The organism is Flavobacterium sp. Arc2, from assembly GCF_041431385.1.
In the GTDB taxonomy this organism is placed as follows: Bacteria; Bacteroidota; Bacteroidia; order Flavobacteriales; family Flavobacteriaceae; genus Flavobacterium.
The window spans coordinates 182,770-203,973 of sequence record NZ_JASMRH010000002.1; the positions used below are offsets into that span (position 1 = coordinate 182,770).

Genomic DNA, 21,204 nt, shown 5'->3' on the forward strand with positions numbered 1-21,204 from the left:
AATTAATTTTGTTTTTCTTCTGTTATTTGTTTTGGTTTTGGATTCTCAACTTTGAGCTCATCGTCAAAAAGCATTCTGACTGATGGTGTATAATCATCATCATATTGACCTGTCTTTACTGCTCGTATAAAAGCAATAAAAAAGCCAATAGCTATTATTATACTGATGGAAATTAATAAATAAATGACACTCATACCTAAAATTTGTGTTTACAAAGGTAATATTCACCTTTTTTATAAAGTATGACAATTATCATACTTCCTTACTATTTGTTAATATTTATCTAAAATTATCTTAATTTTTTAGCGTAAAAATTACTCATTATCGTTACAAAACTGACAATCGTTATGGTACTCAGCGGCATAATTATAGCCGCTACTAACGGTTGCAAATGCCCTGTAATAGCAAATGACAACCCTATTATATTATACAGTAAAGACATACCAAAACTCATTCTAATTGTTGTCATCGCCTTTTTAGATAACTTTAAAAAGTAATGTAATTTTTGGAATTCGTTTGCTTCCAAAATCCCATCACAAGCTGGCGAGAAAACATTAACATTTTCTGAAATAGAAATCCCTACATTACTTTGCGCCAATGCACCAGCATCATTCAAACCATCTCCCACCATCATCACGTTTCTACCCTCTTCTTGTAATCTCTTGATAAACTCCAGTTTTTGCTCTGGTTTCTGATCAAAAATCAGTTCAGTCCCTGCAGGCAAAAGCGTTTCCAGAGAAGATTTCTCTCCCTCGTTATCTCCAGACAAAACTTTGATTTGATAATTCTCTTTTAAACTTTTAAACAGATTCTCTAAACCTGCTCTGTATTGATTATTAAAAACATATTTTCCGCAATAATTACCATTAAGAGTGATGTGAACTGCAGTTTGCAGCACAGTACTATCGTCTGCACTTCCTGCAAATACTGCTGATCCGATTACTACCTCCATTCCCTGAATCGTAGCCCGAATCCCTTTACCAGTTATTTCCTCAAAATCAGTAATAACTACATTTTTCATATCCGGAAGAAAATCGTACAGCATTCTGCTTAACGGATGATTAGAAGCGCGAAGTACTGTTTTAATCTTAACTAGATCCTCGCTGGATAATACCTTCCCTTCATAAGAAATTTGTGCTTTTTTATTAGTGGTTATGGTTCCCGTTTTATCAAAAACAATAGTATCGACTTTGGCTAATTGTTCAATAACCAGCGCATTTTTAAGGTAAAACTTCTGTTTCCCTAAAATTCGCAATACATTCCCCATTGTAAATGGAGCGGTCAATGCCAGAGCGCAAGGACAGGCTACAATCAAGATTGCCGTAAAAACATTAAAAGCAGTATTTGTATCAATAAAAATCCAATACCCAAATGACGCAAAGGCAATCAAAAGTAAGACAGGAGTAAAATACCTGCTTATTGTATCAGTTATACTTTTATGTCTTTGGGCCACAGTTTTCTGGAAAACATCATTACTCCATAATTGGGTGAGGTAACTTTGAGAAACAGAAAACAACACTTCCATTTCAACAACTTTCCCAATCTGTTTTCCTCCAGCAAATACTTTATCACCAGAATTCTTTGTGATAGGAACTGCTTCACCAGTAACAAAACTATAATCGATGGCGGCTTTTTCGCTAATTAATATCCCATCAACAGGAATTAATTCCTGATTTCTAATGAGTAGTCGATCTCCTTTTTGAATATCATAAACAGGTACACTCTCTTCAGAAGAATCGCTATTAATTCGAGTAATTGCAATTGGAAAATAAGATTTAAAATCTCTTTCAAAACTTAAGAAACTATAGGTTTTAATTTGGAACATCTTCCCTAAAAGCATAAAGAAAATCAAGCCAGTCAGACTATCAAAAAAGCCCGATCCATAATCAAAAATAATATCAGTAGTGCTTCGTACAAACATGACAATAATTCCTAATGCAATAGGAATGTCAATATTTAGCATTTTTGATCTAATACTTTTATAGGCCGAAACATAATAATCAGAGGCTGAATACAAAAATGCAGGTAAGGATAAGATAAAAATTAACCAACGAAAGAATGGTTTATACGTATCCAACCAATATTCTTGCACCTCAAAATATTCTGGAAAGGAAAGCAACATAATATTACCGAAGCAAAAAAAAGCAACTCCTAACTTATAGGTCAGACTTCTATCTACATTCTTTTTCCCAGTTTCATAATTCTCCAGACTAATGTAAGGCTCGTAGCCAATAGAACTCAGTAAATAAACAATTGTACTAAGCGAAACAGCTTGCGGATTATACGTTATTCGTACCTTTTTTTCAGGGAAATTAACCTGTGAAGTACTTATTCCTTTTTGAAGTCGTTGTAAATTTTCTAAAATCCAAATACAAGAACTACAATGGATATGAGGTATGCTAAGTGAAACAATAGCTGTACCCTCTTCTTCAAACTCTAATAATTTTGAAACGATACTTTCGTTTTCTAAGAAATCATATTTACCTTTAATATCAAGGGGGGTTGCTCCAGGGGATTTTTCAAAATCATAATAGCATGTCAAATCATTGACACTGAAAATTTCGTACACCGTTTTACAACCGTTGCAACAAAAACTTTTATTATCAAAAATAATTTCTTCTGCTTTAATAATATCTAAACCACAATGGAAACAGTTTTGTGTATCCATAATTTTGCTCATTTTACCTGCCGCAAGGTCATAAACAAATGTTAATAAAAATATGATATATGTCATATTAATGCGTAAATTTACCAAACTAACACTCCTCACAATGTCAAAATGCGAACAATGTATTGTTAGAGAATTCAGCTCGCTGAAGGCTCTTAATAAAGATGAACTGGTAAAACTTGCCGGTTGTAAAACATCGCGCATTATCCGAAAAGGAGAAGTGATTTTTGAGGAAGGAGAAAATGTAAATGGAATATTCTGCATTAAGGACGGTGTTTGTAAACTTACTAAACTAAGTCCTAACGGAAAAGATCATATTGTCAAACTAGTTACAAAAGGAGAATTATTAGGGCAACGTTCTATGATTAGTGACGAGCCCGTTCACTTAAGTGCTGTTGCGCTTGAAGATATGGAAGTGTGTTTTATTCCAAAAACCGAAGTTATGGGGTTCTTTGATAAAAACAATCAGTTTTCGATGAATGTGATGAAAACGATATGTGGCGACCTAAAAGAAGCAGATAGCCACACGGTTAATATGGCTCAAAAAACCGTCAAGGAAAGATTAGCACAAACGTTACTGTACCTAAACGATACCTTTGGAAAAAATGAAGATGACTCCTTAAAAATTCAACTTTCAAGAGACGAATTAGCCAGTATAATAGGAACAGCGACGGAAAGCTGTATTCGTTTACTGTCTGACTTTAATAAATTAGGATTAATCAATTTAGTAGGCAAAAAGATTACGATTACAGATATCAATAAATTAAAAAAGATCTCTGAATAAGAACTTCATTATTCTTTTTTATTCATCAATAAATAGTAAACTGGAATCCCTAACAACACAATTCCTAAGCCTAAACCAGTATTTAAAGTATCATGTATCAATAATACGATACAAATTGCCGTAGTGACAAGTAAGTATAGTGCAGGAACAATTGGATAGCCAAAAGCTTTATAAGGTCGCGCAGCATTTGGCTCCTTTCTTCTAAGAATAAAAACACCTAAAATCGTCAATATATAAAAGAGTAAAGAGGCAAAAGTGGCATACGTCAACAAGTCCCCAAACTTACCCGAAACTGCTAATACACAAGCCCAAATACATTGTACCCACAGCGCTTTGGCCGGAACTTGATTTTTATTTAATTCTGTTGCTTGTTTAAAAAACAAACCATCTTTTGCCATAGCATAAAACAATCTACCCCCCGAAAGAATCAGCCCGCTATTAGCACCAAAAGTAGATACCATAATTAACGCTGCCATTACAAAAACACTAACATTGCCCATAATCATACCTGCGGCAGCTGCTCCAACTCTATCATTATTTGCAAACATAATTCCGCCATCAAAAATAGAAGTGGCTCCTGGCGTTCCCTGCATTGGTAGTAAAGCTAAATAAGCTACGTTAGCCAAAACATAAATAATCGTTACGATCAATGTTCCTAAGAATAAACTTCTGGGAATATTCTTTTTTGGTTCTTTAATTTCTCCGGCAATAAAAGTAACATTATTCCAGGCATCGCTTGAAAACAAGGAATTAATCATAGTCGCTGCAGCCGCTCCTAGCAATGCCGTTCCTGCCAATTTAGTAACCGTTACAGTTCCGTCAGGATTAAGCACCGTTTTACTTGCGTCCCACATATTAGTGAAATTATTCGCCAGAACATCCGTTTTTAACCCCACATATATTCCTAAAATAATTAAAGCGAATAAAGCGATCAGTTTAGCCGAGGTTAGAATTAGTTGCACTATTTTTCCAGATTTGACCCCTCTGGTATTAATATATGTCAGCAAAACAATACTCAAAATAGCCAGTAACTTACTGTTTGTGAAATTTACAGAACTACTAATTTTAAACAAAGTATCATCTAAAAACGGAAAAAATATAGCGGCATAACTTGCAAAAGTCACCGCTATTGCGGCAATAACTCCTGTTTGAATCACGGTAAAAACCGTCCATCCATATAAAAAAGAAACTAGTCGTCCGTAAGCACGTTGAATGTAAACAAATTGGCCGCCAGCATTAGGCATCATTCCGGCTAACTCACCATAACTTAGTGCAGCAGCCACAGTAATTAATCCAGTAACCACCCATATTATCAATAACCAAGCAGCAGAGCCAATGTCACGTGCCATAGCTGATGTTACTATAAAAATCCCTGAACCTATCATCGAACCCGCTACTAAACTAGTAGCATCAATTAATCCTAACGAGCGTTTTAACTCGGTTTTATTTTCCGACATATTTAAATGTGTATTGACTTAAAAAAAATGACAGCCTATTATGACTATTTCGCTTCTTCCCAATTTGGAATATTTTAAAATCACAGATTTTCTAATTCCTAATTTTTTGGGAGTCGCTTCGCTTCTTCCCAAAAAACATCCATTTCAGCGAGGGTCATGTCCATTAGTGGTTTTCCAAGTTCACCTGCTTTGCTTTCTAAATACTGAAAACGCTTGATGAATTTTTTATTGGTGCGCTCCAAAGCATCTTCTGGATTTATATTTAAAAAACGGGCGTAATTAATCATCGAAAATAAAACATCGCCAAACTCGGATTCTATTTTATCTTGATCGCCTGCCTCTACCTCTACTTGCAGTTCATCTAATTCTTCTTGTACTTTATCCCAAACTTGATGTGGTTCATCCCAATCAAACCCTACAGCCTTTACTTTGTCTTGGATTCGGCTTGCCTTCACTAAAGCAGGTAAACTTTTAGGTACTCCTTCAAGAACGGAACTTCTTCCTTCTTTTAGTTTTAGTTTTTCCCAATTTTGTTTTACTTCTTCTTCATTGGCAACTACAGTATCCGAGTAAATATGTGGGTGACGGTGAATTAACTTATCGCAAATTTCATTGCAAACATCGGCTATATCAAAGTCATTTGTTTCGCTTCCTATTTTAGCATAAAAAACAATATGCAACATTAAGTCTCCCAATTCTTTTTTTACTTCAATCAGATCATTATCAAGGATAGCATCGCCTAGTTCATAGGTCTCTTCAATGGTGAGATGGCGCAAAGTTTGAAGCGTTTGCTTTTTATCCCATGGACATTGCTCACGCAGCTCGTCCATGATAGTTAACAATCTGTCAAAAGCCTTAAGTTGAGTTTCTCTTGTAGTCATAATATTTGTTTTTTCTTTGCCAGTTTGGTCTTTGAATAAGGCTTGTAAAAATAAGAAATCCCGTCTTCTAAAATTAGAGAAGACAGGATTTTTTTAAAATTGAGAATGTATTATTCTTTAACTTTTTTTTCTTTTTCGGCAGGAGTTTCTTCTGCAACGGCTGCAGCTGGTTCTGCATCAAGAACCAAACCTTTTGCCTCAAGCATATTGTACCAATTCAATATTTTTTTAATATCTGATGGATATACTCTTTCCTCATCATAGTCAGGTAAAACTTCTTTAAAGTAAGACGCTAATGTAGCATTGTCTTCTTTATGTGAAATTGCAGGACCATTGCTTTCTTTGGCAGCGATTTTGTCCATTATTTCTGCTAATGGCTTCTCCCCTTCATAAGTGTAAACTGAAATTTCAGATAATAAACTTACATTGCTTTTTAAGTTGACCGTAATTTTTTTTCCATCTGCTAATGATTCTGCAACAAAACCACTACGCGTTTGCACTTTAAGTACATATAAACCTGGTTTCCCAGAAATGGCTAGTATTTTTTCTAAATTCATATTATTTTAATTATTATTAAGAATTCGATTTGTATATATTTTTTATTAAACTCCAAAAGCCATGCCCAAATATAGCATAAGGAATAATATTACCTTCCTTTTTTGGCAATAAAACGCATTCTATAATCTTGGAATGTCTTACCTTCAGTAATATTCTTTAGTTTCTTTTGAATTAAACGTTTTTTAAGTGAAGAAATTTTATCCGTAAACAAGACCCCTTCGATATGATCGTATTCATGCTGAATAACTCTAGCTATCAAACCTTCAAAAACTTCTGTTTTTACAACAAAATCCTCTTCACAGTACTCAATTGTAATTTTTGGATTTCTGTAAACATCCTCGCGAACGTCTGGAATACTCAAACATCCTTCATTAAAACACCATATTTCACCCTCTTCTTTCAACATTTTTGCATTGATGAAAGTTCTTTTAAACCCTTTCAATTCATTTTGTTCTGACGATTCTAAATCTTCATCTTCACTAAAAGGTGTCGTATCAATTATGAACAAACGAAGTGCTTTCCCTACTTGTGGCGCAGCAAGACCTACTCCACATGCATTATACATCGTATCATACATGTTAGCAATCGTTTCTTTTAACTCAGGATGCTCCTGCGAAATGTTCTCTCCTACTTTTCTTAAAACAGGATGGCCATATCCTACAATTGGTAAAATCATTATTGTTATTTTAAGTATTATCAGCCATAAATTAAGGATTTTCACTCCTTAAATACGGTTGGCAAAAATAGTAAAAATTTAGACAATGAATAATTCCTAAAGGATATTTAGCATTTATTTCTACTTTAAACTTAAATCAAAGCCTTTTCCGCTATGGATAAATCGTACAATTCCTATATTTGTATGCAATACTTATTATATGATTCCTAAAGTTAAAAAGAATATAGACAGTACTTATTTTACAAATGCTTTAAAAATAACTATAGCAGCAGCTATTCCCGTTTTACTATTTTCTTACTTAGGTAATTTCCAAATTGGTTTTACTATAGCCTTAGGTGCTATTCTCGTGTATCCTAGCGATATTCCCAGTAATCTGAAACATAAAATTAACGGAATTCTTGTTACTATTCTAATCGTATCTGGAGTCAACTTATCGATAAACCTTATCTATCCCTACTCCTGGCTGTTTTATCCGTTCTTTACTATATTATTGTTTTTTCTATCAATGATTTCAGTCTATGGACAAAGAGCAACGATGGTTTCGTTTTCAGCTTTACTAACAATATCATTGGCTTTTGCTCACCTACAAACAGGATGGGAAAGATTTCAATATTCTGGACTACTACTTTTAGGTGGTTTATTCTACCTACTTATTTCTTTAGTCTTTTTCCAAATAAGACCACATCGCTACGCTGAATTACAAATTGCCGAATGCATCAATTTAACCTCCAAATATTTAAAATTAAGAGGAGATTTATGGGAGTTAAATTCAGATCGAAAGGCAATCACTAAAAAACAATTGCAGTTGCAGGTACAGCTAAACGCTATTCATGAAAACATAAGAGAAGCTCTTATCAGGAATAGAACAAATTCTGGTTCCTCTAATCAAAATCGAAAAATGCTGCTGGTATTTATTTCTTTAGTTGAAATTATGGAGCTGGCTATCGCTACTTCATTCGACCACAATAAGCTACATCAAAAATTTGACGCCCATCCAAGGGTTTTAGCAACCTACCAAAATCTTGCTTACAACCTTGCCCAAAGCCTAAAAAAAGTATCTGAAAGCATTGAAAACGGGGAGAAATACGTTTCAAAACACAACCTTCTTACTGATTTACAAGATTTAGAAATAGCAATTACAAATTACGAAAATAATTTAGGAAAAGAGAAGGCTTCCGAAGGAGTTTTAATGCTAACAAACATGTTGCATTATGCAGAGAAACAAGTGGAGATAAACAAAACACTGGAGCGCGCTTTTACAACGGTTGTAAAATCACAAGACTTAAAAGGAAAAGATAAGGATTTAGAAAAATTTATAACACCTCAGTACTACCCAATTAGTACATTGATTGAGAACTTTAGTTTCTCTTCCACTGTTTTTAGACATTCCCTTCGGCTGACAATTACTATTTTGATTGGTTTTCTTATTGGAAAAATACTCCCCTTTCAAAACGCTTATTGGATTGTGTTAACTATTGTCGTTATAATGAGACAAGGGTATGGCTTAACAAAAGAACGAACGTTTCATAGGATCTTTGGAACAATTGTAGGTGGTTTTATTGCTTTCGCGATACTTTTCTTAGTTCATGACTCGACAGTCATTGGTACATTAGCAATCATAGCGATGCTTTTTGGTTTTTCATTTACACCAACCAACTATAAAGTTGGAGCAACATTCATAACCATTTATGTGATTTTCATTTATGCGATCTTAACCCCAAATATCGAAAATGTAATTCAATATCGCGTAATAGACACATTGGTTGGAGCTACTTTATCTTTTCTAGCCAATTACTTTTTATGGCCTTCCTGGGAGTTCGTAAAAATACCAGTGTATCTGGAAAAATCAATTGAAGCAAACAGAAATTATTTAAAGCAAATATCCCTGTTTTACAATAAAAAAGGTGAAGTTCCTACCTCCTATCGTCTAGCTCGAAAACATGCTTTTATTGAAGTTGGAAATCTGATGGCCTCTTTTCAAAGAATGCTTCAGGAGCCTAAATCGAAACAAAGCAAATTAGCACAAGTCTATAAACTAACCGTACTTAATCACACATTATTATCGTCTGCTGCCTCCTTGGGAACCTATATCCAATCTCATAAAACATCTGAGGCATCAGAAGCTTTTAATGTTGTCGTGGACAAAGTTATTAGAAACCTAAAAGACGCTATAACTATCTTAAAAGAGGATAGCATAGAATCTAAAACAATTACAGTTAATGAGGATTTAAGTAAACGATTTATTGAATTAAATAAAATTCGAGCCAAAGAATTAAAAAAAGGAAATACTATTGATGAAGAGGCATTTCAATTAAAAATGCAGGAAGCACAATTGGTAATCGAGCAATTAATCTGGTTAACTAATTTATCTGAAAATATAGTTAGAACTACCCGGGTATTAATAAAAACAGAAAATGAACTTCAATAAAATATTGAAGTTCATTTTTATTATTTAATTTTTTAGTTTTAAAACTGCAGCTGTATTTTTTCTTATTTCATCTGATAGCGCCGGATTATCATTTAATGCCTGACCATAGGAAGGAATCATTTTTTTAAGTTTTGTTTGCCATTCAGCAGAAGCTAACTCTTCCTTAAAACATCTTCCTACTAAGTCAATCATAATAGAAACTGCGGTAGAAGCACCTGGCGAAGCGCCAAGCAAAACGGATAATGATCCGTCAGAAGTAGTTATTACCTCAGTACCAAATTCAAGTATCCCACCTTCTTTTTTATCTTTTTTAATAACCTGTACGCGCTGTCCCGCTCTTTCAATCACCCAGTCCTCAGCCTTTGCGCTAGGAACGTATTCCCGTAAAGCATCTATCCTATCTTCAGTAGATTGACGCACTTGCTGAATCAAATATTTTGTCAGCGGTATGTTTTTAATTCCTGCAGATATCATTGGAAAAATATTATCTGTAGTTATCGATAATGGCAAATCAGAATAGGAACCGTTTTTCAAAAAACGAGTTGAGAATCCGGCAAATGGGCCAAATAACAATTGTTTTTCTCCATTAATCATTCTTGAATCTATATGCGGTACAGACATAGGTGGCGCACCTACACTAGCTTTACCATATACTTTTGCGGCATGTTTTGCAATAACCTCAGGATTTATACATTTAAGCCATTGTCCACTTACTGGAAAACCACCAAAACCGCCCCCTTCAGGAACATCTGCTTTTTCTAACAGCGGTAATGATCCACCACCGGCACCTATAAATACAAATTTAGTATATACTTTTCTTTTTTGGCCTGTAGCCAAATCAGTTATTTTTATTCTCCAAGACTTATCGTCACGTTGTTTCAATTTTTGAACTTCATGATGATAATGAATAGTTACTCCGTCAAGAGTAGCTAAATAGCTAAAAATACTTCTGGTTAATTCTCCAAAATTCACATCAGTACCTATAGCCATTTTGGTGGCAGCCACTTTTTCTGACTCGTCTCTACCTTCCATTACTAGAGGCATCCATTCTTTCAATTGAGATAAATCAGTACTAAAAACCATATCCTTAAACAGTTGGTTTTTTTGTAAAGCTTCAAATCTTTTCTTTAGGTATTCAACATTTTTATCACCCCAAACAAAACTTAGATGTGGGATACTTTTTATGAAATTTTCAGGAGAAGGAACTTTATTTTCTTCTACTAAATAAGACCAGAATTGTCGCGACACCTCAAAAGATTCAGCAATACTAATTGCTTTTTTTGGGTCAATAGTTCCATCCTCTTTTTCAGGAGTATAATTCAGTTCACAAAAAGCAGAATGCCCCGTTCCCGCATTATTCCATGCGTCAGAACTCTCGGCAGCTGCAATGTCTAATCTTTCGAAAATCTCTATTTTGATATCTGGTTGTAGTTCTTTCAGAATTAATCCAAGTGTGGCACTCATGATTCCAGCACCTATAAGAACTACATCAGTATTTGAGCGAATTGTTGTGTCTGGCATAGCAAAAAATTTAAAGCACAAAGATACTTTTTATAATTGCAAAAAAAACTATAAATTAATAGAGAAAAGTTACAAACTACGAAAACGTTTTAGACCTTTATACTCCTTTAAGTATGACTATTTAAAACATTTTTCGGTTCAAGTAATCTTGGAGCATTATTGTGGCAGAAATTTCATCAATCAACGCTTTATTCTGACGTTGTTTTTTTTTCAAGCCACTATCTATCATGGACTGAAAAGCCATTTTTGAGGTAAAACGCTCATCTACCCGAATTACCTTCATATCTGGAAAATGATTAGTAAAATGAGTAACAAAACCTTTAATTATCGAAGCACTTTCTGAAGGCTGGCCATTCATTTGTTTTGGCTCACCAATGAGAACTGCTTCTACCTTCTCCTTAGAAAAATAATCCTTTAAAAAGGCAATGGCTGTTGGACTTGGAATAGTTGTTAATCCAGACGCAATGATTTGCATTTCATCTGTCACCGCAATACCGGTGCGTTTTTGTCCGTAATCTATAGCAAGTACTCTAGGCATTTTTATTTTTTTTCAAAGATAACTATTTTAATTTTCCGATTCTCAGCAACAACGGAAATGTTGCTTTTTTATCGCTTTTTTGCCACGAACCTTTCAACTCCTCTTGAATTAATTCTAACGGATTGCGATTATTCTTTTTAATATAGTGTTGAGTTGCAGGCCACGTTTCGAGATACCCCATAAGTTCCTTAAAACTCCATACTGCATTAATTTTTTCTGCATCCTCAAATTTACAATAATCGATAAAAAACAAAACGATCATTATCCTTATTCTTTAATAACAAATCTGAATCGAGTTTTGTAACATTTTCAAAGCAAATTGACTTTTTGTTTTTGCATTAAAAACTTATATTTGCCTAAAAATTATCACACATGACTTCATTACAAACAATTATAGAACAAGCCTGGGAAAACAGAGCTTTGTTACAAGAAGAAACAACAACAAAAGCCATCAGAGAGGTTATAGAATTATTAGACTCTGGTAAATTACGTGTTGCTGAACCAAAAGGAGATGCATGGCAAGTAAACGAATGGGTTAAAAAAGCAGTAGTTATGTATTTCCCTATTCAAAAAATGGAAACATGGGAAGCGGGAATTTTTGAATACCATGACAAAATGGAATTGAAAAAAGACTATGCTGCCAAAGGAATTCGTGTAGTTCCAGGAGCATCTGCTCGTTATGGAGCTTATATTTCAAGTGGCGTAATTATGATGCCTAGTTATATCAACATAGGTGCTTATGTAGACGAAGGAACTATGGTAGATACCTGGGCAACAGTAGGAAGTTGTGCTCAAATAGGTAAAAATGTACATTTAAGTGGCGGAGTAGGAATTGGTGGGGTTCTTGAACCTTTACAAGCTGCGCCGGTAATTATTGAAGACGGTGCCTTTATAGGTTCTCGTTGTATTGTTGTTGAAGGAGTTCATGTTGGGAAAGAAGCTGTTCTTGGTGCTAACGTTTGTTTGACTGCATCTACAAAAATTATTGACGTAACTGGTGATGAACCAGTGGAGATGAAAGGTTTTGTTCCTGCTCGTTCAGTAGTAATTCCAGGAAGCTATACTAAAAAGTTTGCAGCTGGTGAATTTCAAGTTCCTTGCGCATTAATCATTGGTACTCGCAAGCCATCTACTGATTTAAAAACATCTTTAAATAACGCTTTACGCGAATATGACGTAGCGGTTTAAATTTATTTTGTAATAAAATATTATATTGTATATTCCTCCCTCAAAAAGGGAGGTTTTTTTATCTTATGAAAATACTAGTTATACAGCAAAAAATGATTGGGGACGTATTGGTAAGTAGCATCATATGCAACAACCTTAGACTCGCCTACCCTGATGCTCAAATTGATTATTTGGTGTATGAATCAACAACTCCTGTTTTAGAAGGCAACCCAAATATTGATACGATTATTCGTTTTGAAGAAAAGCATCGAAAAAGCAAAAAAGAATTCCTAAATTTAGCTCTCGAACTTAGAGCTAATAAGTACGATTTAGTAGTTGACGCCTATTCAAAATTAGAGAGCTGGTTAATGGTATTATTAAGCGGTGCCAAAAGAAAAATATCTTACAAGAAAAAAGGACGCACTTTTCTATATACTGACAATGTGCCGTTTGAGGAATTCCCAAAAACTAATCTGGGTTTAGCGATTGAAAGAAGATTATCGCTTCTAGAACCACTTCATTTATCAGTAAAGATTGATCCTCTACCAAAACTATTTGTTACTCCCGAAGAAAATCAACACGCTATTGCCCTTTTTAAACAACATCGGCTTAAAAAAGATAGAAAAACGGTTATGATTAGCCTTTTGGGTAGTGAAAACTTAAAGACCTATCCATTAAACTACATGACATCTGTTGTTGACACTATTGCTGACAATGCTGATGTGAATATACTTTTCAATTATTTTCCAAAGCAAATCAACGATGCTAAAATTGTTTTTGACAATTGTAAACCATCGACCCAAGAAAAAATATATTTTGATTTATTGGGCGGTGATTTGAGAGCATTTATTGGCGTATTGAATCAATGTGATCTCATTATTGGCAACGATGGCGGAGCCATAAACATGGCAAAAGCACTAGGAAAACCCTCTTTTATTATCTTTTCTCCATGGATTGAAAAGAAAATCTGGGCCACATTAGAAGATGGAATTCAACACGTGTCAGTACATTTAAATGATTACAAACCGGAGCTGTTATCAAAAAAAACAGAGAAGGAACTTAAACAGGACGCTCTCTCCTTATATAAAGAATTTAAACCCCAATTATTTAAAGATAAACTAAAGTCTTTTCTACTAAAGAATCTATCCGATGTCAATTAATAGAAATAGAGACAGAATATCATCCAATAAAGTATTTTTGAGTGCCTTAATTATTACCCATAATGAGGAGCATAATATAAAAAATGTATTAAGCAATTTGGATTTTGCCGATGAGATAATTGTCGTGGATTCTTATAGTACAGATAAAACGGTATCGATCGCGACTGCCCATAAGAATGTAAGAGTGATACAACATACATTTGAAAATTATCCCACCCAAAGAAATTATGCCATTAGCCTAGCTAGTCATTCCTGGATTCTTTTTTTGGATGCCGATGAACGAATTACCGCTGAACTAAAAGAGGAGATCATTAGAACTATTCATGACACAGATTCCTTCTCAGCCTATTACTGCTACCGCACCTTCATGTTTAAAAACACTAAGCTTCGCTTTAGCGGATGGCAAACTGATAGAATTATGAGAATTTTCAATAAAGAAAAAGCCCTATATGATTTAGAAAAGATTGTTCATGAAAAATTAACAGTTAGCGGAAAAACTGGCAAACTGAAAAACAAACTGATTCATTACTCGTATCGCAGTTACAATGATTACAAACAAAAAATGGATGCTTACGGAAAGTTAAAAGCAATAGAAGAATTTAACAAAGGAACAAAACCGACTTTTTTCCATTTTTACCTCAGACCGATATATCAATTTTTATATCAATACATCATTAGAATGGGTATATTAGACGGTCAAAAAGGGATTGTTATTTGTTATTTAAATGCCTATAGTGTTTATATTCGTTTTCAGGAATTGAAAAAAATCCGAGTAAACAACTAAGATTTCCAAAACTTCAATTTCTTTTTCAACCTGCGTTTTCTCGCAAATTCATCCTGAAACTGAATGGTAAATTGCCACATTTTTTCAAACACTTCACTTTCACTTTCCGGGTAATATTTAGCATACTCGTTACTCATTACGGCAATCATTTCCTTCTTTGGCGTAAGCCTACTGAAGTTTTTCATTCGCATATCAAAATCCATTGATTCATGAAAATTCATACGGTTTAAATCCACTAGGTAAAAACTATAGGTATTATTCTCTTCATTCTTAATCAATGTATTTCCTGGAGAATGATCTAAGAATTCTATCCCTTTTTCATGTAAATCGAAAGTGAATTTTGTAAACTGTCTTAAAATGTTCTCATTATCTGGATAATCTGGAATTTCTACTAATTCTCTAAAAGTAAGATTAGCTTCTAAATGTTCGCTAACATAATAACTATCTCTTAAGCCTATGCTATTAAAATTCTCAAAGTAAGCCAATGGTTGTGGCGTACCTATCCCATTTTTCAACAAAATAGTAGCATATTCAAACGAACGCTTAGCCTTAGATTTTCTAAAATACTTATAGGCTATTTTATTAACGATATTCGGAATCTTGAAGGATTTGATATTGATTGTCTTCCCATCTAAGTCAAACAGTTTAATTACGTTTCTATCTCCATTTCCAAAAACAGTTCCTAGATCCGAATTAAATTCTTTAATAAAGCGAAGGATTTCCTTAGAGTTTTGAACCGCATTCGAAAACATCAGTTTTATCGTCATTTTTATTTTTTTAAGTACTTTATTTTATGCTTTTAAAAAAGCCAACATAGCTTAGAAATGGGTTCAAAAACAGCAAAATCCAAATAAATCTGTGCCATTTTAGAAAACCTCTAGAGTTACAAGCAAATTTCAAATTCTCAAACCACTATGAAGCAACAAAACTACACATACCATTTTAGACTTCAAATTATTATTGTAATTTCGGCAAAAAAATAACAATGACTATATTACATGTGTCAGCTGTAAAAAATTGGGGTGGCGGCGAAAATCATATTGAAAACCTTTGTTTCGAATTAAAAGCTACTCATCCAGAGGTCAAAAATATTGTTTTATGCGTTGAAAACGGCCTTTTTCATAGTCGTCTGATGAAAACTGACATTACGTATGAGACAACTCCTTTAGCCTATAATTTAGACATCCGATTTTCTAAAAAAATCATTGCAATCTGTAAAGAAAATAAAGTTGATGTAATTCACATTCATGATCCCTCAGCTATTGCTTTATGCATTATTGCTGACAAACTTTATAGCTTACCTCCTTTTGTCTTTAGTAAAAAGACCTCTTTTCCAATAAAAAAGAAAAAGCTAACCCTTTATAAGTACAACTATTCAAAAATCAAAAAATATTTTTGCGTTTCTAATGAAACGAAAAGGGTTACCGAAGAGTCCATTTATGATAAAAATAAGCTTATCACTATTTATCACGGAACGAATTTAAAAAATAAAAGTGCAGAGACTCCTTTTTTACTACGTGAAAAATTTGCTATAGATCCTGCTAAAAAAATTATCGGAATCATAGGCAATCACATTCGAGCTAAAAATTTTGAAACGCTAATTGAAACGGTCAACATAATAATCAACGAAGAAAAAAGAACAGATATTGTTTTTGTCCAAATTGGAAATTTCACAGAAAGAACGCCAGAATTATTAGAATCTGTTAAGCAATACAATTTAGAAAAGGACATTGTTTTTTTAGGTTATACCCCAAATGCATCTAATTTCATTCCGCAATTTGACGCTTTATTGGTTACTTCTCAAAGCGAAGGAATACCTCAGGTAATCTTTGAAAGTTTTTACCATAAAAAACCTGTCATAAGCACAAGCGTAGGTGGAATTCCGGAAATTATCGAAGATGGTGTTAATGGATTATTAGCCCCGAAACACGATCCAAAAGTTTTAGCTGAAAAGATAATTCATTTGTTTGACAGCCCAGAACTGATTCCTAGTTTCACTTCAATCTCACACGAAAAACAGCTAAGTCTATATACTACCACTATTATGGCTGAAAAAACATTAGAACAATATAAAAAAATTATCGATGGAAAATCTTAACGAAGAAATACATAAAGCATTCGAAGTCATAAAAGAAGGCGGAATAATCCTCTACCCTACAGACACTGTTTGGGGAATTGGCTGTGATGCTACAAACCCAGAGGCGGTTGCTAAAATCTTCAAGCTCAAAAAAAGAGTAGAAACCCAAAGCATGATTGTTTTGATGAATGGGGAAAGAATGATGTACAACGTCTTTAAAGATATTCCTGAAGTCGCCTGGCAAATCATGGATTTATCTGAAAATCCTACCACAATCATCTTGGACAGCCCGAGAAACGTTGCTCCTAATTTAATCGCTCCAGATAAAACTTTAGGAATCAGAATCGTAAAAGAACCTTTCTGTTTCAAATTATTGGAGAAGATGAAAAAGCCATTGGTTTCCACATCAGCAAATATTTCAGGGCAACCTACTCCAAAAAGTTTTAAAGAAATCAGTCCAGAGATTATCAAAGGTGTGGACTATGTTGTAAATTTGCATCGCGATAAAATTGCCGGAAAACCATCTACAATTATAAAATTGTCGAGTGATGCTCAGGTAAAAGTGATTAGAAAATAGTTTTATAACACCGCAGATTCACAGATTTTTTTCAAGAAAGGTATAAACAAAGATTTAAAAATTTATGTCTCAGTATTTATTTGAACAAGAAACATATCAGATAATTGGAATTTTATTTGAAGTACATAAAAACCTAGGAAAAGGATTCTCTGAAATAGTATATAAAGATGCTTTAGAATTTGAGTTTAATAGTGCTCAAATTCCATTTGAAAGAGAAAAAGAATATGCAGTAAGTTACAAAGACACTATTTTGAAACATAAATTTTACGCAGATTTTATAGTTTTTGACAATATAATTCTTGAAATAAAATCTTGCGAGTCTTTTAGTAATAGTCATATTTCACAGTGTCTTAATTATCTAAAAGTATCTGGAAATGAATTAGCCATTTTAGCTAATTTCAATAAACCCTCGTTAGAACACAAAAGAATAGTACTGTCTAAAAATCAACTAAAATCATTTTTAAAAATCAGCGAATCCGCGGCAAAAAACAAATTCGTGGCGAATAAAAAATAATGAATTACACAAAAGCCTTAAATAATAGAATTTTCGAAGTCATTTCACAAGCTTCCCAAGAACTTAACGTTGATAGTTATGTCATTGGCGGATTTGTGCGAGATTTGATATTAAAAAGAGATTTTAAAAAAGACATCGATATTGTTGCCGTAGGTAGCGGAATCGAATTAGCCTTAAAAGTATCTCAATTACTCCCAAACAAACCAAAAGTTCAGGTATTCAAAACCTACGGCACAGCCATGTTGCGTTTTGAAGATACCGAAATTGAGTTTGTAGGAGCCCGAAAAGAGTCCTATCATTTTGAAAGTCGCAATCCAGTTGTAGAAAACGGGACATTAAAAGACGATCAAGACCGTCGTGACTTCACAATCAATGCACTGGCAATTTCATTGAATTCAAGTAGTTTTGGAGAACTTCTTGATCCATTTGATGGTCTGAAGGACATGAAAAGTAAGATCTTAAAAACACCTCTTGACCCAGATATCACTTATTCTGACGATCCTCTAAGAATGTTGCGAGCGATCCGTTTTTCAAATCAATTGGGTTTTGAAATAGAAGCAAAATCATTCCAATCCATTGCAAAAAACGTAGAAAGAATTAAAATTATTTCAGGAGAACGCATCGTTGACGAGTTGAATAAAATCCTATCGACTAACAAACCCTCTGAGGGGTTTTTACTGTTATATAAAACGGGACTCTTAGACATTATCTTACCAGAACTAACTGCTTTGAACCAAGTAGAAGAAATAGAAGGTCAAACTCATAAAAACAATTTTTATCACACACTTGAGGTCGTAGACAATATATGTCCAAACACTGATGATGTATGGCTTCGATGGGCCGCTTTATTGCACGATATAGGAAAAGCGCCAACTAAGCGTTTCAACAAGAAACAAGGATGGACTTTTCATGGACATGAGTTTCTAGGCGGAAAAATGGTCAAAAAAATATTTGAACGTTTGCACATGCCGTTGAACCAAAAAATGAAATTTGTTCAAAAAATGGTAATGATGAGCTCGCGTCCTATTGTTTTATCACAGGAAACGGTTACAGATTCTGCTGTCCGTCGTTTGGTATTTGATGCAGGAGAAGATGTAGAGAACTTAATGACCTTGTGTGAGGCTGATATTACTACTAAGAACCCAAGCAAATTCAAGAAATACCACAATAATTTTGAAATCGTTCGAAAGAAAATTGTAGAAGTAGAAGAGCGCGATCAGGTACGTAATTTTCAACCTCCAATAACAGGAGAAGAGATTATGAAGATTTTCGACCTGAAGCCTTCAAAAGAGATAGGAATGCTTAAAGAAGCCATAAAAGAGGCCATATTAGAAGGAGAAATCGCTAATGAATACCAATCTGCTTATGACTTCATGCTAAAAAGAGCCAAAAAAATTGGGCTAAAGATTAACGATTGTTGAGTTAAGATTTTCTGTAATTTAAAATATCTTTGCCAAAATTAGTTTCAAAATGAAAAAAGAGAATAGATCTGTTATTATTTGGTTATTATCCGGTTGTGTCTTATTATTTTTAATGGTCACCGTAGGAGGAATTACAAGATTAACCAATTCCGGCTTATCAATGACCGACTGGCATTTAGTTACAGATACTTTTCCCCCATTATCAGAAGCTAAGTGGCAAGAAGCATTTGAAGAATACAAGAAGTTCCCTGAATATCAAAAAATCAATATTCATAACGACTTCCAACTCTCGGATTATAAGTTTATTTATTTCTGGGAGTGGTTTCACCGTTTTATTGGCCGCATAATCGGATTAGTATTTATAGTTCCTTTTGTTTATTTTTTAATCCAAAAGAAACTAGACAAAGCAACAATAAAAAAATCTATCGTCCTTCTAGGAATGGGTGCTTTCCAGGGATTTTTAGGATGGTTTATGGTTCGAAGTGGTTTAATCAATGATCCAGACGTGAGTCATTTCAGACTGTCCCTACACCTTACTTTTGCGTTTATTACTTTTGCTTATACTTTTTGGGTAGCCTTAGATTTAATCTATCCTAATCGAAAAAACAGCGTACAACCTTTAAAAACAATCGCGAGATACGCTTTAGTTTTTTTGCTCATTCAAATTATTTATGGCGGTTTTGTTGCGGGATTAAATGCGGGATTAATTCACAACCATTGGCCAATGATGAATGATGGACAATTCATCCATGACAGTGTTTTTCTAGAACAAAAAAACTTACTATTAAGCTTTACAGAAGGCAAAAGTGGCGTGCAATTTATCCACCGAACCCTAGCTTATTTGGTCGTTGGTTTTATAGTTTTTCTTTACTTTAAAAGTAGAAAACTCACTTTAGACCGTGGACAATCCCGAGGTATAAATCTACTTGTAATTCTTGTTTTTGCACAGTTTGCATTAGGGGTTTTTACCTTGTTATATGGTGTACCATTATGGTTAGGACTAACTCATCAAATCAATGCTTTTTTTCTTTTATCAGCTATGACATTTACTTTACATAGGTTGTCAAAATAACAACTTATCGCTATATTTACCTCTGACTATATTGTCACATTTATCTTTGTTCCTATAAAAAATGTCTAAACTTGCTGCCCAAGATAGCTTCCTTGACCTATCAGATTACGGAAGACCTTTTGGAAAAATGCTCGCAAATCAGTTGAAAAATACTCGATTTACGCCTATTCATGTCACCCTTCTTTTTGGCATGTCTGGACTACTTGCGATTTACTGTATTTTGGAAAACCACTATTACCTCGCTGGTTTTTTCATCATTTTAAAATCAGGTATCGATGCTGCTGATGGCGAACTCGCTCGGTTAAAAAACACCCCTTCTTATACCGGAAGATACCTCGACAGTGTGTTTGACATCGTCTTAAACTTCCTTTTTCTAAGCGCTATTTGCTACGTTTCAGAGACCTCTTTCCTGCTGACTTTGGTCGCCTTTTTTTGTATTCAATTGCAAGGAACTTTATACAATTATTACTATGTAATTTTGAGAAACAAATCAGTAGGAGGAGATAAAACGAGCAAGATTTTCGAATACAAATCACCTAGGGCATTGGCCGGTGAAACTCAAAAATCAGTCGATATTTTGTTTAAAATATACACAGTCGTTTATGGAGTCTTTGACAAGATTATTCACACTTTCGACAGCAAAGCGTACAAGGTAAAAACATTTCCAAACTGGTTCATGACTATCGTCTCATTGTATGGACTAGGGTTTCAATTACTGATAATATCGCTACTTTTAGCAATGGATTATATCGAATATATTGTCCCTTTTTTTATTGGATATTCTTTCCTTATATTTGTCATGATTGGTGTAAGAAAATCCTTTTTTAAGATCTAAAAGCCACCATAGGCAAAATCTATATCGAATTGTAATTAAACTATTTACCAGCACATTAAGACACATTACCTACCTTTTTTATTCAA

General features: G+C 34.0%; 21 protein-coding genes. 11 read left to right on the forward strand and 10 right to left on the reverse strand.

Features of this window, described 5'->3' with window-relative positions:
* Nucleotides 1-2: 2 nt before the first annotated feature.
* Together ccoS and QO182_RS02170 are read right to left on the reverse strand one after the other, a co-directional pair.
* Nucleotides 3-194: a cbb3-type cytochrome oxidase assembly protein CcoS gene (gene ccoS, locus QO182_RS02165; protein ID WP_091432391.1), complete on the reverse strand. Its 192-nt coding sequence runs from the start codon at nt 192-194 to the stop codon at nt 3-5.
* 95 nt (nt 195-289) lie between these two features.
* Entirely contained in the window at nt 290-2,668 is a 2,379-nt protein-coding gene (locus tag QO182_RS02170; protein ID WP_371538714.1) for a heavy metal translocating P-type ATPase metal-binding domain-containing protein, read from the reverse strand.
* A 103-nt stretch (nt 2,669-2,771) separates the two neighbouring features.
* On the opposite strand from QO182_RS02170, the gene QO182_RS02175 reads away from it, so the two are divergent.
* On the forward strand, nt 2,772-3,452 hold the full coding sequence (locus QO182_RS02175) for a Crp/Fnr family transcriptional regulator (protein WP_371538717.1): 681 nt from the start codon (nt 2,772-2,774) through the stop codon (nt 3,450-3,452).
* Nucleotides 3,453-3,460: 8 nt separating this feature from the next.
* Here the strand turns inward: QO182_RS02175 and QO182_RS02180 are convergent, their stop codons facing one another.
* The 4 genes from QO182_RS02180 to def all read right to left on the reverse strand — a co-directional run bounded on the left by QO182_RS02180 (nt 3,461) and on the right by def (nt 7,024).
* The gene (locus QO182_RS02180; RefSeq protein ID WP_371538720.1) at nt 3,461-4,909 is read right to left on the reverse strand and encodes an APC family permease; all 1,449 of its coding nucleotides are present in this window, start codon (nt 4,907-4,909) and stop codon (nt 3,461-3,463) included.
* A 98-nt stretch (nt 4,910-5,007) separates the two neighbouring features.
* Nucleotides 5,008-5,790, reverse strand: coding sequence for a nucleoside triphosphate pyrophosphohydrolase (mazG, locus tag QO182_RS02185; protein WP_371538722.1), 783 nt, complete (start codon nt 5,788-5,790; stop codon nt 5,008-5,010).
* A 110-nt stretch (nt 5,791-5,900) separates the two neighbouring features.
* Nucleotides 5,901-6,347 (reverse strand): DUF5606 domain-containing protein, encoded by a 447-nt coding sequence (locus QO182_RS02190; protein WP_371538725.1) that lies wholly within the window; start codon nt 6,345-6,347, stop codon nt 5,901-5,903.
* 89 nt (nt 6,348-6,436) lie between these two features.
* On the reverse strand, nt 6,437-7,024 hold the full coding sequence (def, locus tag QO182_RS02195) for a peptide deformylase (RefSeq protein ID WP_371538727.1): 588 nt from the start codon (nt 7,022-7,024) through the stop codon (nt 6,437-6,439).
* 199 nt (nt 7,025-7,223) lie between these two features.
* Here def and QO182_RS02200 point away from each other — a divergent pair, with 199 nt between their 5' ends.
* A complete protein-coding gene (locus tag QO182_RS02200; protein WP_371538730.1) occupies nt 7,224-9,452 on the forward strand; it encodes an FUSC family membrane protein in 2,229 nt (742 codons plus the stop codon).
* Nucleotides 9,453-9,476: 24 nt separating this feature from the next.
* Here the strand turns inward: QO182_RS02200 and QO182_RS02205 are convergent, their stop codons facing one another.
* The 3 genes from QO182_RS02205 to QO182_RS02215 form a co-directional block, all read right to left on the reverse strand.
* Nucleotides 9,477-10,973 carry a malate:quinone oxidoreductase gene (locus QO182_RS02205; protein ID WP_371538733.1) on the reverse strand — a complete coding sequence of 499 codons (1,497 nt, stop codon included), beginning with the start codon at nt 10,971-10,973 and terminating at the stop codon, nt 9,477-9,479.
* A 121-nt stretch (nt 10,974-11,094) separates the two neighbouring features.
* Complete coding sequence (gene ruvX, locus QO182_RS02210) at nt 11,095-11,511, reverse strand: Holliday junction resolvase RuvX (RefSeq protein WP_371538735.1); 417 nt, start codon at nt 11,509-11,511, stop codon at nt 11,095-11,097.
* Nucleotides 11,512-11,533: 22 nt separating this feature from the next.
* A complete protein-coding gene (locus tag QO182_RS02215) occupies nt 11,534-11,773 on the reverse strand; it encodes a hypothetical protein (protein ID WP_371538738.1) in 240 nt (79 codons plus the stop codon).
* Between the two features lie 110 nt (nt 11,774-11,883).
* Here QO182_RS02215 and QO182_RS02220 point away from each other — a divergent pair, with 110 nt between their 5' ends.
* The 3 genes from QO182_RS02220 (at nt 11,884) to QO182_RS02230 (ending at nt 14,622) form a co-directional block, all read left to right on the forward strand.
* Nucleotides 11,884-12,699: a 2,3,4,5-tetrahydropyridine-2,6-dicarboxylate N-succinyltransferase gene (locus QO182_RS02220; protein WP_371538740.1), complete on the forward strand. Its 816-nt coding sequence runs from the start codon at nt 11,884-11,886 to the stop codon at nt 12,697-12,699.
* 65 nt (nt 12,700-12,764) lie between these two features.
* Nucleotides 12,765-13,838 carry a glycosyltransferase family 9 protein gene (locus QO182_RS02225; protein ID WP_371559686.1) on the forward strand — a complete coding sequence of 358 codons (1,074 nt, stop codon included), beginning with the start codon at nt 12,765-12,767 and terminating at the stop codon, nt 13,836-13,838.
* Entirely contained in the window at nt 13,828-14,622 is a 795-nt protein-coding gene (locus QO182_RS02230; RefSeq protein WP_371538744.1) for a glycosyltransferase family 2 protein, read from the forward strand. Before QO182_RS02225 ends, QO182_RS02230 begins: the two co-directional genes overlap by 11 nt.
* Here the strand turns inward: QO182_RS02230 and QO182_RS02235 are convergent.
* On the reverse strand, nt 14,619-15,389 hold the full coding sequence (locus tag QO182_RS02235) for a lipopolysaccharide kinase InaA family protein (protein ID WP_371559688.1): 771 nt from the start codon (nt 15,387-15,389) through the stop codon (nt 14,619-14,621). The two genes, QO182_RS02230 and QO182_RS02235, sit on opposite strands and share 4 nt — an antisense overlap.
* Before the next feature lie 218 nt (nt 15,390-15,607).
* On the opposite strand from QO182_RS02235, the gene QO182_RS02240 reads away from it, so the two are divergent.
* The 6 genes from QO182_RS02240 (at nt 15,608) to QO182_RS02265 (ending at nt 21,118) form a co-directional block, all read left to right on the forward strand.
* Complete coding sequence (locus QO182_RS02240; protein WP_371559690.1) at nt 15,608-16,720, forward strand: glycosyltransferase family 4 protein; 1,113 nt, start codon at nt 15,608-15,610, stop codon at nt 16,718-16,720.
* A complete protein-coding gene (locus QO182_RS02245; protein ID WP_371559692.1) occupies nt 16,707-17,276 on the forward strand; it encodes an L-threonylcarbamoyladenylate synthase in 570 nt (189 codons plus the stop codon). Before QO182_RS02240 ends, QO182_RS02245 begins: the two co-directional genes overlap by 14 nt.
* Before the next feature lie 64 nt (nt 17,277-17,340).
* Entirely contained in the window at nt 17,341-17,790 is a 450-nt protein-coding gene (locus QO182_RS02250) for a GxxExxY protein (protein ID WP_371559694.1), read from the forward strand.
* The gene (locus QO182_RS02255) at nt 17,790-19,211 is read left to right on the forward strand and encodes a CCA tRNA nucleotidyltransferase (protein WP_371559696.1); all 1,422 of its coding nucleotides are present in this window, start codon (nt 17,790-17,792) and stop codon (nt 19,209-19,211) included. The genes QO182_RS02250 and QO182_RS02255 overlap by 1 nt, the downstream gene beginning before the upstream one ends.
* Nucleotides 19,212-19,260: 49 nt before the next feature.
* Nucleotides 19,261-20,283: a COX15/CtaA family protein gene (locus QO182_RS02260; protein ID WP_371559698.1), complete on the forward strand. Its 1,023-nt coding sequence runs from the start codon at nt 19,261-19,263 to the stop codon at nt 20,281-20,283.
* 61 nt (nt 20,284-20,344) lie between these two features.
* Nucleotides 20,345-21,118, forward strand: a complete 774-nt coding sequence (locus QO182_RS02265; protein WP_371538761.1) for a CDP-alcohol phosphatidyltransferase family protein — start codon at nt 20,345-20,347, stop codon at nt 21,116-21,118.
* Nucleotides 21,119-21,204 lie beyond the last annotated feature (86 nt).

Coding starts and splice junctions, on each gene's coding strand:
- ccoS (WP_091432391.1), bottom strand. CDS start 194: ATGAGTGTCATTTATTTATTAATTTCCATCAGTATAATAATAGCTATT.
- QO182_RS02170 (WP_371538714.1), bottom strand. CDS start 2,668: ATGGATACACAAAACTGTTTCCATTGTGGTTTAGATATTATTAAAGCA.
- QO182_RS02175 (WP_371538717.1), top strand. CDS start 2,772: ATGTCAAAATGCGAACAATGTATTGTTAGAGAATTCAGCTCGCTGAAG.
- QO182_RS02180 (WP_371538720.1), bottom strand. CDS start 4,909: ATGTCGGAAAATAAAACCGAGTTAAAACGCTCGTTAGGATTAATTGAT.
- mazG (WP_371538722.1), bottom strand. CDS start 5,790: ATGACTACAAGAGAAACTCAACTTAAGGCTTTTGACAGATTGTTAACT.
- QO182_RS02190 (WP_371538725.1), bottom strand. CDS start 6,347: ATGAATTTAGAAAAAATACTAGCCATTTCTGGGAAACCAGGTTTATAT.
- def (WP_371538727.1), bottom strand. CDS start 7,024: ATGATTTTACCAATTGTAGGATATGGCCATCCTGTTTTAAGAAAAGTA.
- QO182_RS02200 (WP_371538730.1), top strand. CDS start 7,224: ATGATTCCTAAAGTTAAAAAGAATATAGACAGTACTTATTTTACAAAT.
- QO182_RS02205 (WP_371538733.1), bottom strand. CDS start 10,973: ATGCCAGACACAACAATTCGCTCAAATACTGATGTAGTTCTTATAGGT.
- ruvX (WP_371538735.1), bottom strand. CDS start 11,511: ATGCCTAGAGTACTTGCTATAGATTACGGACAAAAACGCACCGGTATT.
- QO182_RS02215 (WP_371538738.1), bottom strand. CDS start 11,773: ATGATCGTTTTGTTTTTTATCGATTATTGTAAATTTGAGGATGCAGAA.
- QO182_RS02220 (WP_371538740.1), top strand. CDS start 11,884: ATGACTTCATTACAAACAATTATAGAACAAGCCTGGGAAAACAGAGCT.
- QO182_RS02225 (WP_371559686.1), top strand. CDS start 12,765: ATGAAAATACTAGTTATACAGCAAAAAATGATTGGGGACGTATTGGTA.
- QO182_RS02230 (WP_371538744.1), top strand. CDS start 13,828: ATGTCAATTAATAGAAATAGAGACAGAATATCATCCAATAAAGTATTT.
- QO182_RS02235 (WP_371559688.1), bottom strand. CDS start 15,389: ATGACGATAAAACTGATGTTTTCGAATGCGGTTCAAAACTCTAAGGAA.
- QO182_RS02240 (WP_371559690.1), top strand. CDS start 15,608: ATGACTATATTACATGTGTCAGCTGTAAAAAATTGGGGTGGCGGCGAA.
- QO182_RS02245 (WP_371559692.1), top strand. CDS start 16,707: ATGGAAAATCTTAACGAAGAAATACATAAAGCATTCGAAGTCATAAAA.
- QO182_RS02250 (WP_371559694.1), top strand. CDS start 17,341: ATGTCTCAGTATTTATTTGAACAAGAAACATATCAGATAATTGGAATT.
- QO182_RS02255 (WP_371559696.1), top strand. CDS start 17,790: ATGAATTACACAAAAGCCTTAAATAATAGAATTTTCGAAGTCATTTCA.
- QO182_RS02260 (WP_371559698.1), top strand. CDS start 19,261: ATGAAAAAAGAGAATAGATCTGTTATTATTTGGTTATTATCCGGTTGT.
- QO182_RS02265 (WP_371538761.1), top strand. CDS start 20,345: ATGTCTAAACTTGCTGCCCAAGATAGCTTCCTTGACCTATCAGATTAC.